General features: G+C 46.8%; 20 protein-coding genes and 1 other annotated feature. All 20 genes read left to right on the plus strand.

Annotated elements, in window-relative coordinates:
* The 20 genes from disA to ACOJUR_RS02765 all read left to right on the plus strand — a co-directional run bounded on the left by disA (position 1) and on the right by ACOJUR_RS02765 (position 14890).
* Positions 1 to 1080: a DNA integrity scanning diadenylate cyclase DisA gene (disA, locus tag ACOJUR_RS02670; protein ID WP_072874920.1), complete on the plus strand. Its 1080-nt coding sequence runs from the start codon at positions 1 to 3 to the stop codon at positions 1078 to 1080.
* 89 nt (positions 1081 to 1169) lie between these two features.
* Entirely contained in the window at positions 1170 to 1901 is a 732-nt protein-coding gene (gene pssA / locus ACOJUR_RS02675; RefSeq protein ID WP_203114956.1) for a CDP-diacylglycerol--serine O-phosphatidyltransferase, read from the plus strand.
* Positions 1902 to 2158: 257 nt separating this feature from the next.
* Complete coding sequence (locus ACOJUR_RS02680) at positions 2159 to 3277, plus strand: PIN/TRAM domain-containing protein (RefSeq protein ID WP_072874918.1); 1119 nt, start codon at positions 2159 to 2161, stop codon at positions 3275 to 3277.
* 172 nt (positions 3278 to 3449) lie between these two features.
* Positions 3450 to 4151 (plus strand): IspD/TarI family cytidylyltransferase, encoded by a 702-nt coding sequence (locus ACOJUR_RS02685; RefSeq protein WP_420949189.1) that lies wholly within the window; start codon positions 3450 to 3452, stop codon positions 4149 to 4151.
* The gene (gene ispF, locus ACOJUR_RS02690; RefSeq protein WP_072874916.1) at positions 4148 to 4627 is read left to right on the plus strand and encodes a 2-C-methyl-D-erythritol 2,4-cyclodiphosphate synthase; all 480 of its coding nucleotides are present in this window, start codon (positions 4148 to 4150) and stop codon (positions 4625 to 4627) included. The genes ACOJUR_RS02685 and ispF overlap by 4 nt, the downstream gene beginning before the upstream one ends.
* A gap of 65 nt (positions 4628 to 4692) precedes the next feature.
* Complete coding sequence (gene gltX, locus ACOJUR_RS02695) at positions 4693 to 6138, plus strand: glutamate--tRNA ligase (protein WP_306954326.1); 1446 nt, start codon at positions 4693 to 4695, stop codon at positions 6136 to 6138.
* A 392-nt stretch (positions 6139 to 6530) separates the two neighbouring features.
* The gene (gene cysS, locus ACOJUR_RS02700; RefSeq protein ID WP_306954106.1) at positions 6531 to 7955 is read left to right on the plus strand and encodes a cysteine--tRNA ligase; all 1425 of its coding nucleotides are present in this window, start codon (positions 6531 to 6533) and stop codon (positions 7953 to 7955) included.
* 35 nt (positions 7956 to 7990) lie between these two features.
* Positions 7991 to 8365 carry a Mini-ribonuclease 3 gene (locus ACOJUR_RS02705; RefSeq protein ID WP_420949190.1) on the plus strand — a complete coding sequence of 125 codons (375 nt, stop codon included), beginning with the start codon at positions 7991 to 7993 and terminating at the stop codon, positions 8363 to 8365.
* Positions 8366 to 8406: 41 nt separating this feature from the next.
* Positions 8407 to 9219: a 23S rRNA (guanosine(2251)-2'-O)-methyltransferase RlmB gene (rlmB, locus tag ACOJUR_RS02710; RefSeq protein ID WP_420949191.1), complete on the plus strand. Its 813-nt coding sequence runs from the start codon at positions 8407 to 8409 to the stop codon at positions 9217 to 9219.
* The gene (locus tag ACOJUR_RS02715) at positions 9194 to 9754 is read left to right on the plus strand and encodes an NYN domain-containing protein (protein WP_203114962.1); all 561 of its coding nucleotides are present in this window, start codon (positions 9194 to 9196) and stop codon (positions 9752 to 9754) included. Before rlmB ends, ACOJUR_RS02715 begins: the two co-directional genes overlap by 26 nt.
* Positions 9755 to 9813: 59 nt before the next feature.
* Entirely contained in the window at positions 9814 to 10461 is a 648-nt protein-coding gene (sigH, locus tag ACOJUR_RS02720) for an RNA polymerase sporulation sigma factor SigH (protein ID WP_370541540.1), read from the plus strand.
* A 162-nt stretch (positions 10462 to 10623) separates the two neighbouring features.
* Positions 10624 to 10773, plus strand: a complete 150-nt coding sequence (gene rpmG / locus ACOJUR_RS02725; protein WP_072874910.1) for a 50S ribosomal protein L33 — start codon at positions 10624 to 10626, stop codon at positions 10771 to 10773.
* Positions 10774 to 10822: 49 nt separating this feature from the next.
* Positions 10823 to 11050 (plus strand): preprotein translocase subunit SecE, encoded by a 228-nt coding sequence (gene secE / locus ACOJUR_RS02730; RefSeq protein WP_072874909.1) that lies wholly within the window; start codon positions 10823 to 10825, stop codon positions 11048 to 11050.
* A gap of 42 nt (positions 11051 to 11092) precedes the next feature.
* Positions 11093 to 11638: a transcription termination/antitermination protein NusG gene (nusG, locus tag ACOJUR_RS02735; RefSeq protein WP_072874908.1), complete on the plus strand. Its 546-nt coding sequence runs from the start codon at positions 11093 to 11095 to the stop codon at positions 11636 to 11638.
* A gap of 11 nt (positions 11639 to 11649) precedes the next feature.
* Complete coding sequence (locus ACOJUR_RS02740) at positions 11650 to 11862, plus strand: hypothetical protein (RefSeq protein WP_420949192.1); 213 nt, start codon at positions 11650 to 11652, stop codon at positions 11860 to 11862.
* A complete protein-coding gene (rplK, locus tag ACOJUR_RS02745) occupies positions 11843 to 12271 on the plus strand; it encodes a 50S ribosomal protein L11 (RefSeq protein ID WP_165612014.1) in 429 nt (142 codons plus the stop codon). Before ACOJUR_RS02740 ends, rplK begins: the two co-directional genes overlap by 20 nt.
* A 76-nt stretch (positions 12272 to 12347) precedes the next feature.
* Positions 12348 to 13052: a 50S ribosomal protein L1 gene (gene rplA, locus ACOJUR_RS02750; RefSeq protein ID WP_203114963.1), complete on the plus strand. Its 705-nt coding sequence runs from the start codon at positions 12348 to 12350 to the stop codon at positions 13050 to 13052.
* A 37-nt stretch (positions 13053 to 13089) separates the two neighbouring features.
* Positions 13090 to 13228 (plus strand) — a sequence feature (ribosomal protein L10 leader region).
* A gap of 28 nt (positions 13229 to 13256) precedes the next feature.
* Positions 13257 to 13760, plus strand: a complete 504-nt coding sequence (rplJ, locus tag ACOJUR_RS02755) for a 50S ribosomal protein L10 (protein WP_420949193.1) — start codon at positions 13257 to 13259, stop codon at positions 13758 to 13760.
* Positions 13761 to 13840: 80 nt separating this feature from the next.
* A complete protein-coding gene (gene rplL, locus ACOJUR_RS02760; protein ID WP_203114965.1) occupies positions 13841 to 14212 on the plus strand; it encodes a 50S ribosomal protein L7/L12 in 372 nt (123 codons plus the stop codon).
* Positions 14213 to 14302: 90 nt separating this feature from the next.
* Positions 14303 to 14890 carry a class I SAM-dependent methyltransferase gene (locus ACOJUR_RS02765; protein ID WP_420949194.1) on the plus strand — a complete coding sequence of 196 codons (588 nt, stop codon included), beginning with the start codon at positions 14303 to 14305 and terminating at the stop codon, positions 14888 to 14890.
* The last annotated feature ends 168 nt before the right edge of the window (positions 14891 to 15058 follow it).

Raw genomic sequence — 15058 nt, forward strand, 5'->3', positions numbered from 1 at the left:
ATGCGGGAAGACGCAAAGCGCGAGGCCATGGTTACTAAAATTTTGCGCATGGTCGCGCCAGGGACAGTGCTTCGGGAAGGGATAGAAAACATCCTGCGTGCAAAAACGGGCGGTCTGATTGTGGTGGGTGCCTCCGATACCGTTCTGTCCATTATGGATGGAGGTTTTTCTATACAATGCGAACTCACGCCAGCCAGCCTTTACGAACTGGCTAAAATGGACGGCGCCATTATAGTCAGCGACGATTTGAAACGTGTGCTTTATGCTAACACGAATCTCAATCCAGATCATACGATTCAGACGTCGGAGACAGGCACGCGCCATCGTACAGCCGAGCGAGTCGCCAAGCAAACCAATCAATTGGTTGTCTGCATCTCGCAACGGCGCAATGTAATTACGCTTTATCACGGATCTTTCAAGTATAGCCTGAAAGATATTGGTGTCATTTTGACAAAGGCAAATCAGGCCATTCAGACACTTGAAAAATATAAAGCAGTGCTCGATCAGGCATTAACCAATCTCAGTGCTCTCGAATTCGAAGAATTGGTAACTTTGCATGAGGTGACCAATGTTTTACAACGTTTTGAAATGGTTTTAAGGGTGCGAGCAGAAATTCGCCGTTATATTACAGAGCTTGGCAGTGAGGGTCGCCTCATTTCCATGCAGCTAGATGAATTGGTTTCGCGGGTGGATGAAGAAGCATACTTGCTGGTTAAAGATTTTGCTGTTACAGATGCTGAAGTTACACCGCATCAAATTCTTTCAAAAGTTCACGATCTCGGCACAGAGGAACTGCATGATGATCTTACCTTATCTCGTCTCTTGGGATACAGTGCAAATGTAGATCTTGCCGACGAGATAGTTCCTTCGCGGGGATATCGCATACTGAATAAAATTTCCCGTTTGCCACAGCCTGTTATTGAGAATCTGGTCGAGTATTTTGAAACCTTGAGCAATGTTCTTGCGGCTTCGGTAGAGGAACTGGATGAAGTTGAAGGCATTGGCGCTGTTCGCGCACGCATGATTCAAGATGGATTAAAACGCATTCAGGAGCAAGTATTTATCGATCGCCACATATAAAAAATCTATGCGTAGAGACGCTTTTTTCATATGGGTTTGATGGCAGTTTGACAGGGATAGAATTTGCTATTTGGAGAGAGGGTGTCAGCATGAGCAGGTGGGTTCCTAGTCTATTGACCCTGACCAACCTCTTTTTTGGACTGATTGCCATAGCTTTGTCCGAAAATGGGCGTGTGGGGGCTGCCTCTATCCTTATACTTTCGGGAATGCTCATTGATGCGTTTGATGGTCGTGTTGCGCGTTTTCTAAAAGCGGAAAGCGAATTTGGTCGACAATTGGATTCTTTGGCTGATGTTGTGACGTTTGGAGTTGCGCCCATGGCAGTACTCTATTCTCTATGTTTACGCAATCTTGGAATTTTTGGGGCGCTCGTCGGTTTAATTTTTCCTGCTTGCGGTATTTTGCGTTTGGCGCGCTTTCATGTAGAAAATGGTCCGCGACGATATTTTATTGGACTTCCAATTACAGCAGCCGGAGGCGTTTCTGCAGCATTGGCACTTTGTTACAACCTGCTTCCAGAGCCATCTGTCTTTCTTCCTGTTTGTGTCCTTTTGCTTTCCTTTTTAATGGTAAGCCATGTGCGCTATCCAAATTTTAAACGTATTTCTTTCCCTCAGTCTGCCTTGATTGGTATTCCTCTTTTGGCTTTGGGGGTTTACCTGGTTGTTCGCTATGGCCATTCGTTTGCCGGAAGCCTTGTTGTTCTGGCCTTTCTAATCTATCTTGTGTTTGGAGCAGCACGTGCTCTTCGCAAGCAACGTTTTGACAAAGAAGAGAGCTTAGACGAAAAATCACTGCCACCATCGAATGTAAAGCCGTAGGGGCGGATCAAAAAGTCGCAGTTGAACAGTAACCTTTGACGCTTATAGTTAGGCGTGATAGACTAAAATTGGTTGACCATAATATTCAAAATACTTTTCCATAGGCTCCAGCAAGCTCATGTAAAATACAGTGAGTTTTTATGGAGCTTATCACGTCTATATCCATAGTTTAATTTTACGGGTATGAAGATTAGAAGGGTAGGGTGTTTGACTATACTGATGGATAAGCTTGGTTAGCTGCAGGAGGTGACAGGAACGTGTTGAAAAAAGTCGTTCATCTGTTTTTTGCCATCATAGGTTTTGCTTTGGGGTATGCATTAATTCCGCACTTATTCCGCTCAATATTTCATATTGTGAAAAACCCGGTCCTGGACTCCCATCTTTTTGGAGCGGCACTGGGTGCGGCGATTTTCATTCTCGCTACCATGTGGCTGGTCAACTATGTAACAGCGCTCATTCGCTGGGTAGAAGAGCGACTGAAATTATCTCCTTTGGCCGATGTGCTGGGCGGTACGGTAGGTGTTGTTCTGGGGCTTTTGGTCGCCTATCTCTTTTCTGCAGAAATACGAGTGATTCCGATTGTTGGAATACCTTTGCAATTCTTTTTCTCCTTGCTATTGGCTTACCTTGGTTTGCGAATTGGGTTTACGAAAAGAGAAGATTTTATCAATCTTTTTTCCGGCAGGCTTGGTAATCGAGATCGGGATAAAGAAAAAGAGAGAGACAAGGATGCGAAAGAACGTGCAAAGAATCAAGGCTTTCGCGTTGGAGAAGCGAAGTTGCTTGACACTTCTGTCATTATTGATGGCCGTATAGCTGATTTGGTGCAAACAGGTTTTTTGGATGGCGTGCTCGTGATACCGTCGTTTGTGCTCAATGAATTGCAGCATATTGCCGACTCCTCTGATGTCCTCAAGCGCAATCGAGGTCGACGGGGATTGGATGTGCTCAATCGAATTCAGAAAGAATTAAAAGTGAAAGTTCAGGTTATGGAAATCGATTTTGAAGATATTCCAGAGGTGGATAGTAAACTTGTCAAATTGGCCAAACAGTTGAACGGCAAGGTTGTTACGAATGATTTCAATCTCAACAAGGTGTGTGAATTGCAAGGTGTTGCTGTCTTAAATATTAATGATTTAGCCAATGCGCTCAAGCCTGTGGTGCTGCCTGGAGAGGAGATGTGCGTGCAGGTGATAAAAGACGGCAAGGAACAGAATCAAGGTGTTGCTTATCTGGATGACGGAACCATGATTGTGATAGAAGGCGGTCGCGATTATATTGGTGGGAAGCTGGACGTTTTGGTGACGAGTGTCCTGCAAACTTCGGCGGGTCGAATGATTTTTGCTAAACCCAAACTTTTGGAACGCGCGTTGTAATTCCGTTTTGCAATGGCTGGCCGCAGGAATCTGACAAAGGTTCCTGCGGCCATCTGTATGATGGAATATGTGCAGAACTTGCATCTTTGTACAAAGAAGTGTAGAAACGAGGATAGGTCTGTGAGGCTATCGGTATCCACGAGACAAATGCTGGAGAGGCGGGGGCAACAGCATGAGTTCGCGGCTGAGTGTATTGTTGGCTGCTGGCAGCGGTCGAAGAATGGGGTTTGTAAAACAGTTTCAAAAGCTTGGCAATCGTCCGGTTTGGAAGTGGTCGCTGGAAACGCTGTTTGCCGCTGGTGTGAGTCGCGTTGCCTTCATTGTGCCTGAAGATGATGTGCCTCTGATGGAAGAGGCTCTGCGAGATGATCCGAACAGTGATCGGGTACTGGTTGCGGCGGGTGGCAACACGCGAGGGCAATCCAGCCAACGCGGTATTTTACGATTGTTAGCAGATATCGCCATCGAGAATTGGCAGAGCACGTATATTTGTGTTCATGATGCTGCGCGCCCCTTTTTAACCGTACACGATACGGTGCGGGTTTTTGAACGAGCAGAAGTAACAGGGGCTGCTATACTTGCGCAGCGTTGCAAAGACACTGTCAAAGAAGAACAAAACGGCGTAATTGTCCGGACGTTGCCGAGAGAAGCGCTCTGGTTAGCACAGACTCCGCAATGCGCTCGTGCGGATTGGTTTGTGGATGCTTATAAAAAGTGTGATGTGGACTGTGTTACAGATGAAGCGATGCTTCTTGAGGCTTGCGGGCGCAAGGTGGAACTTGTGGAAGTTCAATCATTTAACGGCAAGTTAACCGTTCCTGAAGATTGGAAATACGCGGAATGGATTGTTATGGAAAAGGGGCAGAGCGAATGAGAATCGGATATGGTTTTGATGTTCATTCTTTTGCTGAAGAACGTCCCTTGTTACTAGGCGGGGTACGAATAGCTGAACATGGTGGTTTGTTGGGTCATTCCGATGCGGATGTACTTTTACACGCCATCATGGATGCTTTGCTCGGAGCCTTGGCGTTGGGAGATATCGGAAAACATTTTCCAAACACAGATCCGCAATATCGAGATGCTGACAGTTTACTACTCTTGCGCCACGTGTATGCTATGATTCGCAACGAGGGCTATAAACTTGGCAATTTGGATACGATGGTACTTGCAGAACAGCCTAAAATTGCACCGCATATTTCTGCCATGCAAAGACAAATTGCCCATGCTCTAGAGTCGCACGAAGGTCAAATATCTATCAAGGCTACAACAATGGAAAAGATGGGGTTTGTAGGTCGTGGAGAAGGAATCGCTGCTCAAGCGGTTGTGCTCTTGTTGGCAGATACGGATTGACGTAAATGACTATGAGTCATGAGTCACTCTCAGTAGGGTAAAGTATGAAAGGGGAAACATGATTGATGACAGTAAGAGTTCGTTACGCCCCCAGTCCCACGGGTCATTTACATATTGGTGGAGTGCGTACAGCCCTTTTTAACTATTTATTTGCTAAGCGGCACGGTGGAGACTTTATACTGCGCGTCGAAGATACGGATTTAGATCGCAATGTGCCTGGTGCTGAACAGGAGACATTGGAAGGCTTTCGTTGGTTAGGTCTTTCATGGCAGGAAGGTCCGGATATAGGTGGGCCGCATGCGCCGTATCGCTGCACAGAACGTCTTTCGCTCTATGAAGAAGCGTTGCAAAAACTTTTACATACAGGCGCAGCTTATCCGTGTTTCTGCACAGAAGAAGAATTGGCAGCCGAGCGTGAACAAGCCGCCGCCGTTGGACAGATGCCCCGATATAGTGGAAAATGTCGGGGGTTGAGTGCTGAAAGGCAACAGGAGTTGATAGCACAAGGTAGAAAGCCAAGCTACCGACTGGCCGTGCCTCAAGGTATACAACTTTCTTTCGACGACCATATTCGTGGCCACGTAGAATTTTTAAGTGACGATCTCGGTGATTTTGTCATTTATAAATCGAATGGCATGCCTACGTATAATTTTCAAGTTGTTATTGACGATGCGGCCATGCAAATTACCCATGTGATTCGTGGTGAGGAACATTTATCCAATACTCCTCGCCAATTGCTTGTCTATCGAGCGTTGCAATTAACACCGCCTGTTTTTGCTCATTTACCCCAGGTATTAAATACGGATCGAAAGAAATTGAGCAAGCGCGATCCGAATGTACAGCCTGTAGATGCTTATCGGTATGAAGGGTACCTTCCTGCGGCGATTGTCAATTTTCTCGCTCTTCTTGGTTGGTCGCCGGGTGGAGAAGAAGAAATTCTCAGTTTACAGTCTCTAGAAGAAAAGTTTAGTTTAGAACGAGTCAATCGCAGCGGTGCTGTATTTGATGTGGACAAGCTGCGCTGGATGGCAGCGCAGTACATCAAAGCTTCAAGCCGTGAAGAACTTTTGCCCTTGGTAGAAAAACAATTGCATGAAAAGCGCTGGCCGCTTCCGCAAGGCAAGGATTTGGACTGGTTGTGGGCAGTGGTGGAGCTTGTGCGTGAGGGGGCGGCTTCAGCTCGTCAAGTTATTGAAGCGGCTGCAGGTTTCTTCCAGACATCTGTCGATTATCCGGAAAGTATACGAATGGCGTTGCAAGAGACTACAGCGAAACAAGTGGTAGAACGATTTGCCGAGAAGTTTGCAGAAATTCCCTGTTGGACGCCTGAAGTGGGAAAAGAAGCTTTGAAAACTTTATCCAAAGAACTTTCCCTAAAAGGGAAACCACTTTTTATGCCCATTCGTATGGCGGTGACCGGAAGTGAACACGGACCTGATTTGCAACAAACATTAACGCTGCTTCCCCGAGAATGGGTTTTACAGCGATTAGCTGCTGCACGCCAAGTTTGACAAAGGTTTGATTTCTGAACACAATAGGTATGAAATTGAGGAATGGATCGAAAACAGTGCGAAGAGTAGTTCAGAGAGAGTCAGGCAGAGAGACGGCGTCCCGTTGACTCAGTGGTGACGTGGGCTGTGAGCGCCGTTTGGCAACTTTGAATGAAGTGCGCGCGCTGCTTTATTGGGAGGAACGGCTGCTTGCTCAGTAAAACCCAACGGTAGGTCGACCCGTTATCGTCGCAGAAAGATTCACTGTGCTGTTATCACAGTGAAATCAGAGTGGAACCGCGATTGAGCCCGCCTCTGAATACAGGGGTGGGCTGTTTGCATGAAATGGACATCAAGCGGTGTGGCAGATATAGAATGAGGCAAGCAGGAAAGACCGAAAGGAGAGTTACACGGTGAGTATTCGCTTGTACAACACTTTGACGGGTGAAAAAGAGTTATTGGAGACTTTAGAACCAGGCGTAGTCAAGTTTTACGCCTGCGGTCCTACTGTTTATAACCTTTTTCATATTGGCAATGGCCGGATGTTTGTGGTTTTTGATACGATTCGCCGTTATTTGGAATATCGTGGCTATGAAGTGAGATATGTTCAAAATTTTACAGATGTGGATGATCGCATTATTCAACGTGCCAATGAGACTGGTGAAGGGGTACGATCGGTTGCCAATCGTTATATTGAAGCGTATTTTGAGGACGCCGATCGACTGAATATCCGCAGAGCGACGGTTCATCCACGTGTTACGGAATGCATCCCTGATATTATTCGCTTTATTGAGGAACTCATGGCTAAAGGGCATGCATACGAACGGGGTGGTACAGTCTATTTCGATACGTACACGTTTAGCGACTACGGTAAACTTTCAGGTCAGTCACTGGATAGCATGCGAGCAGGGTTTCGCGTTGACGTGATTGAAGATAAAAAACATCCAACAGATTTTGCTCTCTGGAAAGCAGCTAAACCAGATGAGGAATTTTGGCCGAGCCCATGGGGAAATGGGCGTCCCGGTTGGCACATTGAGTGCTCGGTGATGAATGAAAAATATCTTGGAGAGCAAATCGATATCCATGCTGGTGGACGTGACTTGGTCTTTCCTCATCATGAAAACGAGATCGCCCAAACGGAAGCGAAAACTGGAAAACTGTTTGCCCGATACTGGCTTCATAATGGCACGTTGAATATCAATGGCGAGAAAATGTCCAAATCAACCGGGAATTTCATTATGACGCGCGATTTGTTGAATCAAAAGGACCCTCGCGCCATTCGCTTGTTTTTGCTTAGTGCTCATTATCGTCATCCGTTGAACTATACGGAAGAAGCTCTCGGTCACTGGGAAAATGCGTTGGGCAGAATTGACCGTACACTGCGCAATTTGGAATTCCGTCGTCAAGCCATTCTCCAGGCTCCGGAGTTTCTCTCGATCCGTTCTGGGCCGCAGAAATCAACTGAGCAGGAAGTGGAATCCACGCGCAGTGCGTTTATACGTGAGATGGATGACGATTTTAATACTGCGGATGCCATTGCAGTCTTGTTTGAAGGGGTGCGTTTAGCGAATCAAACACTGGCCGATGATACGGCTACTTTAGGAGATGTGGAAATTTGGAGTCAGCTATTGACTGAATGCCTGGATGTTCTTGGAATTGGTCTGCCTCAAGAACAGTCGCAAGTAGAAGTTGCTGAGATTGAACAACTTTTGGAGGAGCGACGTCAGGCGCGTCTCCAACGTGATTTTGCGCGTGCTGATGAGATTCGGGCTTGGCTTTTGGAGCGGGGAATAGTGATTGAGGACACGGCGCAAGGCACGCGCTGGATACGCCAATGATAGGAGATGTATGGAGTGGATTGCGCAAGGATTGGATGACACCGCTGGTTTATGCGTTTGTTGGCGATGCGGTCTGGGAAGTGTATGTGCGGGCACATGTACTGGCCAAGGGAGCTGGCAAAATGCGCGATATTCATTTGCGGTGCAGCCGCTATTCGCGCGCGTCGGCGCAAGCATCGGTTTTGCGATTCTTGGAATCCAGGTTGACTGAGGAGGAAAAGGAATGGGTACGCCGTGGACGTAACGCCAAGTCAGGGCATATTCCCAAAAACGCAGATCTGATGGAATATCGCTATAGCACAGCTTTTGAAGCCTTGCTCGGTCATCTTTCAGTAGATGGGCAGAATCAGCGTTTAGAATATATTGTCCAATCTGCGCTCGCTTGGTTGGATGAGCAAGATCATCATTAGGATTGGTGAACAATGGAATACAAAGGTGAGGAGGTCAAGGAATGCAAAAATCATATACAGGCAAAGAATCGAATCGGCGCCAAAGGGCGTCATCTTTGAAAAAGAAAGAAGTGGGAGTTTTCTCAGAAAACGAAGCAAGTGATGTGTTGGTTGGGCGTCAACCTGTTTTGGAAGCGCTGAAGTCTGGTCGTTCAATGAACAAAATTATTTTAGCGGAAGGCGCAGAAGGTGGTTCTCTTAAGGAAATTATCGGTAAAGCCAAATCGGCGGGGGTGGTGCTACAAACTGCGCCGCGGGCAAGTCTCCAAGCTTATGGCGAGAATCATCAAGGTATTGTGGCGTTTGTCTCTCCATACAGTTATGTTGAACTGGAAGATATCGTGAAACGAGATACGGGATATGCTCCGCTCGTTGTACTTTTAGATGAATTGTCTGATCCGCATAATCTCGGCGCCATTTTGCGAACCGCTGAAGCGACGGGTGTACAAGGTGTGATTATTCCTAAGCGTCGCGCAGTTCCATTGACAGGGACGGTAGCTAAAGCTGCAGCGGGAGCATTGGAGTATATGCCGGTATCTCGCGTCACGAATTTGGTGCAAGCCATGGAATGGCTTAAGGAACGCGGCTATTGGATAGTTGGTACGTCTATTGGCGCAACTGCCCGACCGAGTGACGTTGATATGAGAGGAAAGACGGCGATTGTGATAGGTGCGGAGGATAAGGGACTCGGTCGACTAGTGGCAGAACGCTGTGATTTTATGGTTTCCTTGCCCATGCTTGGTCACATGCAGAGTCTGAATGCGTCCGTGGCAGCGGGCGTCCTGCTTTATGAAGCGGTCAGACAGCGGACGTAATCGGACGATGGGACGCAGCGCGCTGTTGGTGGTAGATGGTTATAATCTATTGCCGGCACTTTTTTCAATGCCGCTTACCAAACTTCCGAATTTGGAATTGGCGCGTCAAGAATTGATTCATCGTCTTATTGAATATGCAGCGTTTGCGGATGAAGATGTATTGGTGGTTTTTGATGCTCACCATACTGGAGAGCAGGAGAAAAGTGAAAAACGGCGCGGTGTGGAAATTATTTTTACGGCCAAAGGAGAGACGGCGGACGAGCGTATTGAGCGTTTAATTCCGGATTTGTTGAAAGATTATCGGACTTTAACTGTTGCCACATCAGATGCTCTGGAGCAACAAATTACCTTTGGTGGAGGCGCTTTGCGCATATCGGCCAGAGAAATGGTAGAAAAACTGAATCGTATTCAGGAAAAAATTTCTGAGGTTGCTAAAAAAACGCAAGTCAATTTAGGCAGAGATTGGACGCAAAATTTGTCAGACGATATTCTAAAAAAACTCGAAGCTTGGCGACGTAGTCAAAAAGATGATTGATTCTGTAGGGTTACATAATGTATAATTGCGGCATCTTACGCGGGCTCGGAGGGATTTTCTTGAGCATACAGCACGTTTCAGATTTCGCCGAGTTAGAGAACCTTCCAGACGAAACCCTCGTGGAACGTGTGCATGACGGTGATTCCCTAGCCCTTGAATACTTGATTCACAAGTATCGTAATTTTGTCCGCGCCAAAGCCAGATCGTATTTTTTGATTGGAGCGGATCGGGAAGATATTGTCCAAGAGGGAATGATTGGTCTCTATAAGTCGATTCGCGATTTCCGAGAGGACAAGCTTTCGTCATTTAAAGCGTTTGCAGAACTTTGCGTGACACGCCAAATTATAACTGCGATTAAGACAGCCACGCGTCAAAAGCACATCCCACTCAATTCTTATGTCTCATTGGACAAGCCTGTTTATGAAGGTGACTCAGACCGGACGTTGATGGACGTGATTTGTACGGCACGCGTCACCGATCCGGAAGAATTGGTCATACACCAGGAAGAGTTTGACGATATTGAGCTGAAGATGTCTGAGTTGTTGAGTGATTTGGAACGTAAAGTTTTGATGCTCTACTTAGACGGTCGATCTTACCAGGAAATTGCTGTCGATTTAGAACGTCATGTCAAGTCAATAGACAATGCGCTGCAGAGGGTCAAGCGTAAATTGGAAAAATACCTTGACTATCGAAATGTTTATGCGTGATGCCTAGAAGTGCTGTGTTCTCTAGCTTAGATGCTTGAGTTTCTAGTTGACGGTTTCCTATGACTATGCTAAAGTACTGTGGGTGCGCGAGTCCCTTGACTTGGGGTTCGTCTGTTTATGTTGGAGGACAGGTTTGCATCCTGCTAAAGGAGGTGCACCAACATGCGCGTCATCATTACGCTCGCTTGCACCGAGTGCAAACAGAGAAATTACACATCGATGAAGAACAAAAAGAATGACCCAGATCGGGTTGAACTGAAAAAGTTCTGCCGATACTGCAATGGACACACTGTTCATCGTGAAACGCGCTAATGCATGTTGAGATTCACTGAACGCTGCAATCGAAGAGGGGTTGTGCCAAATGGCGAAGCCAGACGAAACGACCTTGGAACCTCGCGAACAAAGCAGGGGTTTGCTTGCGTTCTTCTCTGATTCTTGGCGTGAACTTCGCAAGGTGCGCTGGCCCAATCGTCGTGAAGTGGTCAATTATACGGCGGCGGCGCTCATCACCTGTTTGGTCCTTGGGCTGCTGGTCTGGGGATTTGATATCGGGATCGCCAAACTCTTATCTTTGATTGGCGTTGTCTAACCTTGGGTAAAAGGGGGTGCGGGGCAAACCGCCCTTCTCGTGATGGAGAATTTAGAAAAGAATTGGTACGTCATCCACACATACTCGGGCTATGAAAACAAGGTAAAAAACAACCTTGAGAGCCGGGTTCAGACAATGGGGATGGAAGACAAGATCTTTCGCATTCTCGTGCCAACCGAAGAAGAAATTGAAGTGAAGAATGGCAAGCGCAAGGTAGTGCAAAAAAAGGTGTTCCCTGGTTATGTGCTGGTGGAAATGATTATGACAGACGACTCATGGTATGTCGTCCGCAATACGCCAGGCGTCACTGGATTTGTGGGTTCGTCTGGAGCTGGTTCCAAGCCTACTCCTCTATTGATGGACGAGGTTCAGTCTATCATGCGCCAAATGGGCGTAGAGGAAGCCAGACTGCAATTGGAGTTTGCGGTTGGTGAGGCGGTGCGTCTTGTGGGCGGCGCGTTTGCAGACATGATTGGGACTGTGGAAGAGGTTCATGAAGAAACGCAGAAATTGCGCGTTTTAGTTTCCATGTTTGGCAGAGACACGCCGATGGAACTAGATTATTCCCAGGTGGAAAAACTCACCTGAATTTCTGTTGGGTGAGTGTTGATTTGAGGCAGAAGAGAGCAAGGCGGTGGATACTCTCAGTTGAATCTGCTTTGGTCTTTCTGTGGCGTTGGACGGATAAAGTTCATCGCCCTATAGATGTAAGTGGCGCGCCTTATGGAGGTGTGCGAGTGGGAGGGTGGAAACCCGTTTCTACCACATCAAGCGGCAAAGGAGGTGGACGCGTTGCCGAAGAAGATTGTTAAAGTTGTAAAGCTGCAGATTCCTGCGGGCAAGGCAACTCCGGCGCCGCCGGTTGGACCAGCGCTCGGTCAAGCTCAGGTAGGCAACATTATGGGCTTTTGTAAAGAATTTAATGCACGAACAGCCGATCAAGTAGGCTTGATTATTCCTGTCGTGCTCTATGTTTACGAAGATCGCTCTTACACTTTTGACCTTAAAACGCCTCCGGCGGCTGTGCTCCTGAAGAAAGCGGCTGGCATTGAGTCGGGTTCGTCAGAGCCTAACAAAAAGAAAGTTGCGACGGTTAAGCGTGCAAAAGTGCGTGAGATTGCTGAACAGAAAATGCCTGATTTGAATGCGGCTTCTGTGGAAGCGGCTATGCGCATGGTGGAAGGTACAGCGCGCAGTATGGGTATCGTCATTGAAGACTAGTTCATTACGGTCTCTCTTTTGACGGGCGTAAAAGTGGGAGGTCACTTGACCTTTGACCACAAGGAGGTGTAAGAGTATGGCGAAAAAATCAAAACGTATGCTGGAAGCTGCTAAGCTTATTGATCGCAGCCAGTTGTACGATGCTTCTGAGGCGCTTGGATTGGTGAAACAGACGGCTACTGCCAAGTTTGATGAAACGGTCGAAGTTGCAGTCCGACTGGGTGTAGACCCGAAAAAACAAGATCAACAAGTGCGCGGAGCGGTTGTGCTTCCGCATGGTACTGGTAAAACAGTGCGCGTCTTGGTATTTGCTAAAGGCGACAAGGCGAAAGAAGCTGAAGCTGCGGGTGCTGACCATGTCGGGGACGACGATCTCATTCAGAAAATCAGTCAGGGGTGGCTGGATTTCGATGTGGCCATTGCCACACCGGATATGATGGGGGCGGTTGGTCGCCTTGGACGTGTGTTGGGTCCTAAAGGGTTGATGCCCAACCCCAAAACTGGCACGGTTACGTTTGAAGTTGGACGTGCAGTGCAAGAATCAAAAGCTGGTAAGATTGAATATCGCTTAGACAAAGCGGGTATTGTACACGTGCCGATTGGCAAGGTTTCCTTCGAGGTTTCCGCCTTGTTGGGTAACTTCCAGACCTTGCTGGATGCGTTACAGAAGGCCAAGCCGTCAGGCGCCAAAGGTCAATATATCCGTAGCATAACGGTTGCCTCCACAATGGGACCGGGTGTGCGAGTCAATGCGTTGCGCGTTGGTGCGGTTGCTGAATGATTTTACGACAGTAATAGATTGATTGGATGGATGGATAGAAATTCATAATCCAGAACCGTAGACCGTAGGTCCGTTTTAACGGAGAATGGCTAAGCCGCCTACCGAGGTTCGTTCAAGTGGGTAGAGTTGTGCTTGGGCGTCCTCTCGGGTAGAGGGCGCCCATCTTTGATCTATTGGGCTAAGGTTCATGCAGGAGGTGTCAAAATGTCTGTTCAAGCTCATGAAGAAAAAGCTAAGTTGGTAGAAGAAATCGTCGATCGTTTGAATCGCAGTAAAGGAACTGTGGTAACTGACTATCGTGGACTCAATGTAGCTGAAATTACAGAGTTGCGTAAACAGTTGCGTGAAGCGGGTATAGAGTTTCAGGTGTTGAAAAACACGCTGACTCGTCGTGCCACAGAAAAGACATCGTTGACTGAGCTTGATGCTTATTTGATGGGTCCAACAGCCATTGCATTTGGGTATGACGATCCAGTCAAGCCTGCCAAGATTCTGAATGACTTTGCTAAAAAGCACAAAGCGCTTGAACTGAAAGGTGGAGTGGTGGAAGGCCGCGTCATTTCTTCGTCGGAAGTGGTAGCTTTGGCGGGTCTGCCTTCACGCGAAGGACTCCTTTCCATGTTGCTTAGTGTATTGCAGGCTCCGATGCGCAATTTGGCTTATGCTGTGAAGCAAATCGCCGAAAAACAGGAGACGGCTGCAGAGTAATTTCTCCATCAATGATAATTGCGTGCCATTAACAAAAGACAATAGCCTGTGATGCTATTGAATTGAGGAGGATCTATATCATGACAAAAGAAGAAATGATTGAAGCGATTAAATCCATGAGTGTTTTGGAATTGAATGATTTGGTAAAAGCCATTGAAGAAGAATTTGGTGTAACTGCTGCAGCTCCAGTAGCTATTATGGGTGGAGCAGCTGCTGGTGGCGGCGAGGAAGCTGCTGAACAAACAGAATTTGATGTAATTCTGGCTAACGCTGGTGGTTCTAAGATTAATGTTATCAAAGTTGTTCGTGAAATTACCGGTCTTGGCTTGAAAGAAGCGAAAGAATTGGTTGATGGTGCTCCGAAACCCATCAAAGAGAAAGTTTCCAAAGAGGATGCTGAAGGTATCAAAGCGAAACTTGAAGAAGCAGGAGCCACTGTGGAAATCAAGTAAGTTGGACGCACGAATTTGTTGTGAATGTAACGTAGGGCGGAGCTATCTCCGCCCTATGTCTTTCTGATCGACTCAAGAGGAGCGGACGGTATGACTCAATATTTTGATAAACAGCCAGATGTCCCTTCCCACAAGCAAAAAATTGTCTTTCACGTAAGAGGACGCACGTATTCACTGTGGACGGATTCTGGAGTCTTTTCTAAGCGCGGACTTGATTTTGGGACGCGACTTTTGATAGAGTCAGCAGAATTGCAAAATGCTAGGAATGCCCTCGATCTTGGTTGTGGCTATGGGCCGGTCGTTGCTGTGCTGGCAGAACTATTTCCCGAAGTGCGCTGGCTGGCAGTCGATGTAAACGAGCGGGCCGTAGAGTTGGCTAAAGAAAATACATCACATTTGGCACAAGTCCATTGCAAGGTCAGCGATGGTTATGCAGAAATTTCTTCAGAAACGTTCGATGCTATATTGCTAAATCCGCCGATTCGCGCAGGAAAGAAAGTAGTTTATTCGCTTTTTGAAAACTCTTTACACCATCTATCGAATCATGGAATTCTTTGGGTGGTTATGGCCAAAAAACAAGGCATGGAGAGTGCTGAAAAATTTTTAAAAAACTTGTTTAGAGCTGTAATCAGAGTGGCGCATGACGGAGGATACACGGTTTTGAGCTGCCAAAAATGAATTCTTCAATTATTTTTCTATTTCTCAATTATTTTGCGTAAGATTATCTTTAAAATCTCTTGTAAACTTCAAATCATTGTGCTATTATCATTTATTGCATACAATGATAGATGGGACGGTTGTTGCGAGCGAATGAATAAAAACCGTACCGACTGGAAATAGGTGAAT

Origin of the sequence: Alicyclobacillus tolerans, from assembly GCF_048984885.1 — a bacterium.
In the GTDB taxonomy this organism is placed as follows: domain Bacteria; phylum Bacillota; class Bacilli; order Alicyclobacillales; family Alicyclobacillaceae; genus Alicyclobacillus_I; species Alicyclobacillus_I tolerans.

Bases quoted from the DNA above. Each gene is read 5' to 3' on its own strand.
- disA (WP_072874920.1), top strand. From the start codon at position 1: ATGCGGGAAGACGCAAAGCGCGAGGCCATGGTTACTAAAATTTTGCGC.
- pssA (WP_203114956.1), top strand. From the start codon at position 1,170: ATGAGCAGGTGGGTTCCTAGTCTATTGACCCTGACCAACCTCTTTTTT.
- ACOJUR_RS02685 (WP_420949189.1), top strand. From the start codon at position 3,450: ATGAGTTCGCGGCTGAGTGTATTGTTGGCTGCTGGCAGCGGTCGAAGA.
- ispF (WP_072874916.1), top strand. From the start codon at position 4,148: ATGAGAATCGGATATGGTTTTGATGTTCATTCTTTTGCTGAAGAACGT.
- gltX (WP_306954326.1), top strand. From the start codon at position 4,693: ATGACAGTAAGAGTTCGTTACGCCCCCAGTCCCACGGGTCATTTACAT.
- ACOJUR_RS02705 (WP_420949190.1), top strand. From the start codon at position 7,991: ATGACACCGCTGGTTTATGCGTTTGTTGGCGATGCGGTCTGGGAAGTG.
- rlmB (WP_420949191.1), top strand. From the start codon at position 8,407: ATGCAAAAATCATATACAGGCAAAGAATCGAATCGGCGCCAAAGGGCG.
- ACOJUR_RS02715 (WP_203114962.1), top strand. From the start codon at position 9,194: ATGAAGCGGTCAGACAGCGGACGTAATCGGACGATGGGACGCAGCGCG.
- rpmG (WP_072874910.1), top strand. From the start codon at position 10,624: ATGCGCGTCATCATTACGCTCGCTTGCACCGAGTGCAAACAGAGAAAT.
- secE (WP_072874909.1), top strand. From the start codon at position 10,823: ATGGCGAAGCCAGACGAAACGACCTTGGAACCTCGCGAACAAAGCAGG.
- nusG (WP_072874908.1), top strand. From the start codon at position 11,093: ATGGAGAATTTAGAAAAGAATTGGTACGTCATCCACACATACTCGGGC.
- rplA (WP_203114963.1), top strand. From the start codon at position 12,348: ATGGCGAAAAAATCAAAACGTATGCTGGAAGCTGCTAAGCTTATTGAT.
- rplJ (WP_420949193.1), top strand. From the start codon at position 13,257: ATGTCTGTTCAAGCTCATGAAGAAAAAGCTAAGTTGGTAGAAGAAATC.
- rplL (WP_203114965.1), top strand. From the start codon at position 13,841: ATGACAAAAGAAGAAATGATTGAAGCGATTAAATCCATGAGTGTTTTG.
- ACOJUR_RS02765 (WP_420949194.1), top strand. From the start codon at position 14,303: ATGACTCAATATTTTGATAAACAGCCAGATGTCCCTTCCCACAAGCAA.